General features: G+C 67.3%; 6 protein-coding genes. 1 reads left to right on the top strand and 5 read right to left on the bottom strand.

What is annotated here, in order from left to right:
• The first annotated feature begins 32 nt into the window (after positions 1-32).
• Entirely contained in the window at positions 33-647 is a 615-nt protein-coding gene (gene mobA / locus V6M48_RS02600; RefSeq protein ID WP_332810965.1) for a molybdenum cofactor guanylyltransferase, read from the top strand.
• On the opposite strand, the gene V6M48_RS02605 is transcribed toward mobA, so the two are convergent.
• The 5 genes from V6M48_RS02605 to cysD all read right to left on the bottom strand — a co-directional run bounded on the left by V6M48_RS02605 (position 634) and on the right by cysD (position 5,792).
• Positions 634-1,818: a molybdopterin molybdotransferase MoeA gene (locus V6M48_RS02605; protein ID WP_332810966.1), complete on the bottom strand. Its 1,185-nt coding sequence runs from the start codon at positions 1,816-1,818 to the stop codon at positions 634-636. The genes mobA and V6M48_RS02605 overlap by 14 nt on opposite strands.
• The gene (gene moaC / locus V6M48_RS02610; protein WP_332810967.1) at positions 1,815-2,279 is read right to left on the bottom strand and encodes a cyclic pyranopterin monophosphate synthase MoaC; all 465 of its coding nucleotides are present in this window, start codon (positions 2,277-2,279) and stop codon (positions 1,815-1,817) included. Before moaC ends, V6M48_RS02605 begins: the two co-directional genes overlap by 4 nt.
• A gap of 17 nt (positions 2,280-2,296) precedes the next feature.
• A complete protein-coding gene (moaB, locus tag V6M48_RS02615) occupies positions 2,297-2,833 on the bottom strand; it encodes a molybdenum cofactor biosynthesis protein B (RefSeq protein ID WP_332810968.1) in 537 nt (178 codons plus the stop codon).
• 93 nt (positions 2,834-2,926) lie between these two features.
• Complete coding sequence (gene cysN / locus V6M48_RS02620; RefSeq protein ID WP_332810969.1) at positions 2,927-4,846, bottom strand: sulfate adenylyltransferase subunit CysN; 1,920 nt, start codon at positions 4,844-4,846, stop codon at positions 2,927-2,929.
• Between the two features lies 1 nt (position 4,847).
• A complete protein-coding gene (cysD, locus tag V6M48_RS02625; RefSeq protein WP_332810970.1) occupies positions 4,848-5,792 on the bottom strand; it encodes a sulfate adenylyltransferase subunit CysD in 945 nt (314 codons plus the stop codon).
• Positions 5,793-6,029 lie beyond the last annotated feature (237 nt).

Below are 6,029 nucleotides of genomic sequence, written 5' to 3' on the forward strand. Positions count from 1 at the left end.
CATCGGGCCGGCCAGCGATCGACAGAAGGAGGATGGACGATGCGGCCCCTGCCCCTCCCGCCGACACCGCCGTCGTGATCCTCGCCGGCGGCGAAGGCCGGCGGATCGGCGGCGGCAAGCCGCTGCGCCGCCTCGCGGGCGCCACGCTCATCGAACATGCGTTGCGCCAGGCGACGCCCTTGTCCCCGATCGTCGCCATATCGGTAAAGGATCGCGGCCAGCTCGGCGCAATCGCGGCCGTGCCGCTCCTGGTCGACGGACAGGGCGAGGGTCCGATTGCCGGCATCGCCGCGGCGCTGGGCTTCGCGCGGAGCCAGGGCCTCAGCTTCGTCCTGACCATTCCCTGCGACACGCCCCTGCTTCCGCCCGACCTGCTCGCGAGGCTGTCCGAAGCGCTTGGCGCGGCGCATGGTGCTGCGGTCGCCACCAGCGGCGCCAACATCCATCCTTCCTGCGCCCTATGGCGCTCCAGCACCGCCGAAGCGCTGCCGGCCTATCTCGCTTCTGGCCGGTCGTCGTTGAAGGGCTTCGCAGCGCAGGTCGGGATGGTCGAGGTGGAATGGCCGGCCTCGCCGTTCGATCCCTTCTTCAACATCAACAGCGCCGACGATCTCGCAGCCGCAGAAGCGCGGATCAGAAGTCGATGACCTCGACCGCGTCGCCGGCCTCGCGCGCCGGCGTGCCGGCACGCTGACGGATCAGCACATCGGCCTGCGCTAGGGTGCGCTGGGCACCCGAATCCTGATTGGCGAGCGGCTGCACCCGCTCGCCCTGCGCGACGCCGCGAACGAAGGTCTCGCGGTCGCCACAGGCGCCGAGCGGCTCGCTTAGCGACGCATCGCGCCAGCGCAATGCGCGGGCGGGATCGTCACCGCCAAGCCGCAGCAGCAGCGGCGCGAGCAGCAGCCGCGCGGTCACCAGCGCCGAGGTCGGATTGCCGGGCAGGCCAAGCACCAAAGTGCCTCCCGCGGTCCCGAGCCAGACCGGCTTGCCGGGCTTGATCGAGACTTTCGAGAAGATCAGCTCCAGCCCCTGCGCGGCAAACATGGTCTTGGCGAAATCCTTCTCGCCGACCGACGCGCCGCCGGTCACCACCACCAGGTCGCACCGCGCGAGGGCGAGCGGCGCGGCGCGCTCCATCTCTTCGCGATCGTCGCGCAGGCGCAGACGACCGACCACCTCGCCGCCCCAATCGGCGGCCAGCGCGGCAACGCCGAGCGAGACGCTTTCGGGAATCCTGCCCGGATGCTCGCGCGCCGTACCCGGCTCGGCCAGCTCGTCACCGGTACCGATGATCAGGACACGCGGCCGCAGCCGCACCTCGACCAGCCCGGCGTCGCCTCCGGCGGCTGCGACCAGCGCCCGCGAGTCGAGCCGTCGCCCCGCCGGGAGCAGTTCGTCGCCAACCCGGAAATCCGAGCCGCGCGGCCGGATGTGACGCGCGGCCGAGACGGTTCCATCGACGATCGCGCGATCGCCCTCGCGCCGGACGACTTCCTGGACGACCACCCGGTCGGCGCCCACCGGAACCGGTGCTCCGGTGAAGATGCGGACGCACTCGCCGGCGCCGACCTCGCCGGCGAAGCCCTCGCCTGCGAACGCCTCGCCGATCAGGCGCAGCTCGGCATGCTCGGAAAGATCCTCGTCGCGCACCGCATAACCGTCCATCGCCGATACGTCGGCCGGCGGCGAGTCGATCTCCGCGACCACCGGCCGGGCCAGCACCCGGCCATGCGCCCGGGCCAAGGTCACCCATTCGCGACCGAGCGGCGCGCCGATCGTGGCGACGATCCCGGCCGCGTCGTCGAAGCTGATCATGCCTGCCAATCGCCCGAACGACCCCCGGCTTTCGCCGTGACCCTTATGCCACCGATCGTCATGCCGCGATCGACCGCCTTGAGCATATCGAACAAGGTCAGGCAGGCGGTGGAGACGGCGGTCAGCGCCTCCATTTCGACGCCGGTGGGGCCCTTGGTGCGCACTTCGGCGGAGACGCGGAAGCCCGGCAGCGCCTCGTCAGGCTCGATCGTCACCGCGACCTTGGTCAGCGGCAGCGGGTGGCAGAGCGGAATCAAATCTGGCGTGCGCTTGGCGGCCATGATGCCGGCGAGCTCCGCGGTCGCGACGACGGCGCCCTTGGGCGTCCTGCCCTCGCGCACCAGGACCAAGGTCTCCGCCGCACAGATCAGCACACCCTCGGCGGTTGCGCGCCGGTCGGTCACGTCCTTGTCGGTGACGTCCACCATCTGCGCACGCCCGTCGCCATCGACGTGGCTCAATCGCGGGCCGGCCCCAGTCACGGGCAGACGTCGCGCAGGCGCGGGATCTGGCCGGCGAGCGAGCAGGGCCGATAGCGGCTGTCGAGCTCGAGGCCGAGGACAAGGTCCCAGCCGTCGCGGCAGGCCCCGGTCGATCCCGGCAGGCAGAAGACGAACGTGTCACGAGCCTGGCCGGCGAATGCGCGCGATTGCAAGGTCGACACGCCGACCGTGCCGAGGCTGGCCTGGTGGAACACGACCGAGAAGCCGTCCATCTCGCGGTCGAGCAAAGGCCGAACCGCCTCCGGCGTCACGTCGCGCGGCGCGAAGCCGGTTCCGCCGGTGGTGATCACCACGTCGACCGCCGGATCGTCGACCCAGCTTTTGATCTGCGCCCCGATTTCCGCGACGTCGTCGGTGACGATCGCCTTGCCGGCAAGCTCGTGGCCGGCGGCGGTGATGCGCTCGCACAGCAAGGCGCCCGACTTGTCCGACACGACGTCGCGCGTGTCCGACACGGTCAGCACCGCGATGCGTAGCGGATAGAAAGTCAGGCTCTCGTCAATTCCGGCCATAAAAACTCCACGAGGGCGGCATCCTTACCGCCCGGATTTGGTCCATTGCGTCTTCCCGGCGCGCCGCAGCGTCAAGCCCCGACTTGATGCGCCTCAGCGGTCGCCCAGCAAGGTGTCGACGATCAGGTCCGCGGCCTCGGCGGCGCTCATCTGTGTCGTGTCGATGCGGATATCGGGCTTGTGGGGCGCTTCATACGGCGAATCGATGCCGGTGAAATTCTTGAGCTGGCCCGCGCGCGCCTTGCCGTAGAGGCCCTTGACGTCGCGGCGCTCCGCCTCCTCGATCGGCGTGTCGATGTAGATTTCGATGAACTCGCCGGGCGCCATCATCTTGCGCACCATCTCGCGCTCCGAGCGGAACGGCGAGATGAAGGCGGTGATCACGATCAGCCCGGCGTCGGTCATCATCCGCGCAACCTCGCCCACCCGGCGGATGTTCTCGACCCGGTCCGCGTCGGTGAAGCCGAGATCCTTGTTGAGCGTGTGCCGGACATTGTCGCCGTCGAGCACGAAGGCGTGGCGGTTCATCCGGTAGAGCCGCTTTGCGACGAGGTTGGCGATCGTCGATTTTCCCGCGCCCGACAGTCCGGTGAACCACAACACCGCCGGCTGCTGATGCTTGAGGCTGGCGAGCTGCTCACGGCTGATGTCGAGCGCCTGCCAATGGACGTTCTGGCTGCGGCGCAGTGCGAAGTGGAGCATTCCGGCGGCGACCGTGTTGTTGCTGATCTTGTCGATCAGGATGAAGCCGCCGAGGTCGCGGTTTTCGGCATAAGGCTCGAACACGATCGCGCGGTCGGTGGAGAGATTGGCGACCGCGATCGCGTTCAGCTCGAGCGTCTTTGCCGCGAGATGCTCCATCGTGTTGACGTTGATCTCATATTTGGGCTGCTGGACGGTGGCGGTGACCATCTGCGCGCCGAGCTTGAGCCAATAGGAGCGCCCCGGGACCATCGCCTGCTCGGCCATCCAGACCAGGGTGGCCTCGAACTGGTCGGCGACCTGCGGCGGCTCGTCCGCCTTGGCGATGACGTCGCCGCGGCTGCAGTCGATCTCGTCGCTCAGCACGAGGGTGACCGATTCGCCGGCGACGGCTTGGTCGAGCTCGCCGTCGAACGTCACCACACGAGCCACGGTGGTCGTCCGGCCAGACGGCAGGACCCGAACGGCATCACCGGGTTTGACGGCGCCGCTTGCGATCAGGCCGGAAAAGCCGCGAAAATCGAGGTTGGGGCGGTTGACCCACTGGACCGGCATGCGGAAGGGCTTGTCCTGATCGACATTCTGGTCGAGCTCCACCGTCTCGAGATGCGCGATCAGGGTCGGCCCATCGTACCACGGCATGCTGGCCGAGGGCGCGACGATATTGTCGCCCGCAAGCCCCGAGATCGGGATCGCGAGAAACTGCGCTATCCCGATCTCGTCGGCGAAGGTGCGATAGTCCTCGACGATGTCGTCGAACACCTCGCGATCGTAGTCGACCAGATCCATCTTGTTCACCGCAAGCACGAAATTGCGGATGCCGATCAGCTGCGCGAGATAGCTGTGACGGCGCGTCTGGGTGAGGACGCCCTTGCGCGCGTCGATCAGAATCACCGCGAGCTCGGCGGTCGAGGCGCCGGTGACCATGTTGCGGGTATATTGCTCGTGACCCGGCGTGTCGGCGACGATGAACTTGCGCTTGTCGGTCGCGAAGAAGCGGTAGGCGACGTCGATCGTGATGCCCTGCTCGCGCTCGGCGGCGAGGCCGTCGACGAGCAAGGCGAAATCGATCTTCTTGCCCTGCGTCCCGACTTTCCTGCTGTCGGCCTCGAGGCTGGCGAGCTGATCCTCGAAGATCATCTTGCTGTCGTAGAGCAGCCGTCCAATCAGGGTCGACTTGCCGTCGTCGACCGAGCCGCAAGTGATGAAGCGCAGCAGATCCTTGTGCTGATGCTGCTCGAGATAGGTGTCGATATCCTCGGCGATCAGGCCGTCGGCACGGTAGGATGAGGTCTGAACGGTCACCGCCATTTCAGAAATAACCTTCCTGCTTCTTCTTCTCCATGCTCGCCGCCTGGTCGTGATCGATCGCCCTGCCCTGCCGCTCCGAGGTCGTCGTCAGCAGCATTTCCTGGATCACTTCGGGCAAGGTCGCGGCCTCGCTCTGGACGGCTCCGGTCAGCGGATAGCAGCCCAGGGTGCGGAAGCGGATCGATCGCGTCACCGGCACCTCGCCGGGCTTGAGCGGGAAGCGCTCGTCGTCGACCATCAGGATCAGCCCGTCGCGCTCGACGGTCGGCCGCGGCGCCGAGAAATAGAGCGGGACGATCGGGATGTTCTCGAGGTGGATATATTGCCAGATGTCGAGCTCGGTCCAGTTCGACAAAGGGAATATGCGGATGCTTTCGCCCTTGGCCTTGCGCGCATTGTACAGCCGCCAGAGCTCGGGGCGCTGGCTCTTCGGGTCCCAGCGGTGGTTGGTCGAACGGAACGAGAAGACACGCTCCTTGGCGCGGCTCTTCTCCTCGTCGCGGCGCGCGCCGCCGAAGGCTGCGTCGAAGCGGTGGAGGTTGAGCGCCTGCTTGAGCCCTTCGGTCTTCCACAGATCGGTATGGAGGCTGCCGTGGTCGAACGGATTGATGCCCCGCTCCAGCGCTTCGGGATTGCGATAGACGATCAGCTCCATGTCGCTCTCCCGCGCCATGCGGTCGCGCAGCTCGTACATCGCCTTGAACTTCCAGGTGGTGTCGACGTGCAGCAGCGGAAACGGCGGCGGCGAGGGAAAGAAGGCCTTGCGCGCAAGGTGCAGCATCACCGCCGAATCCTTGCCGACCGAATAGAGCATCACCGGCCGCTCGCACTCGGCGACCACCTCGCGCATGATGTGGATGCTTTCGGCCTGGAGGCGCTGGAGATGCGTCAGCCGGCGCGGGCTCAATCGAGCCGCCTGGTCAGCCGAGAGGGTTTGCGATGCCATCGTGCTTCAGCATCCCGCCACGGCAGCCGCGGCGGCATCGGTGCGATATAAGTCGATTTGCGCCACCGGCGTCTCCCCTTGCCCTCGCCATCGTGCCGTTTCCGGCCGCGCAGGACAAGCGGTCATGAGGACGCGCCCGTCGCAGGTAGACGCGCCCCATGAGCTTTACTTCGGCTCGGCTCAATCCTTGCCGAACTTGAACGCGCAGATCTTGTTGCCGTCGAGATCGCGGACATA

The organism is Sphingomonas sp., from assembly GCF_036677245.1.
Taxonomy (GTDB): Bacteria; Pseudomonadota; Alphaproteobacteria; order Sphingomonadales; family Sphingomonadaceae; genus Allosphingosinicella.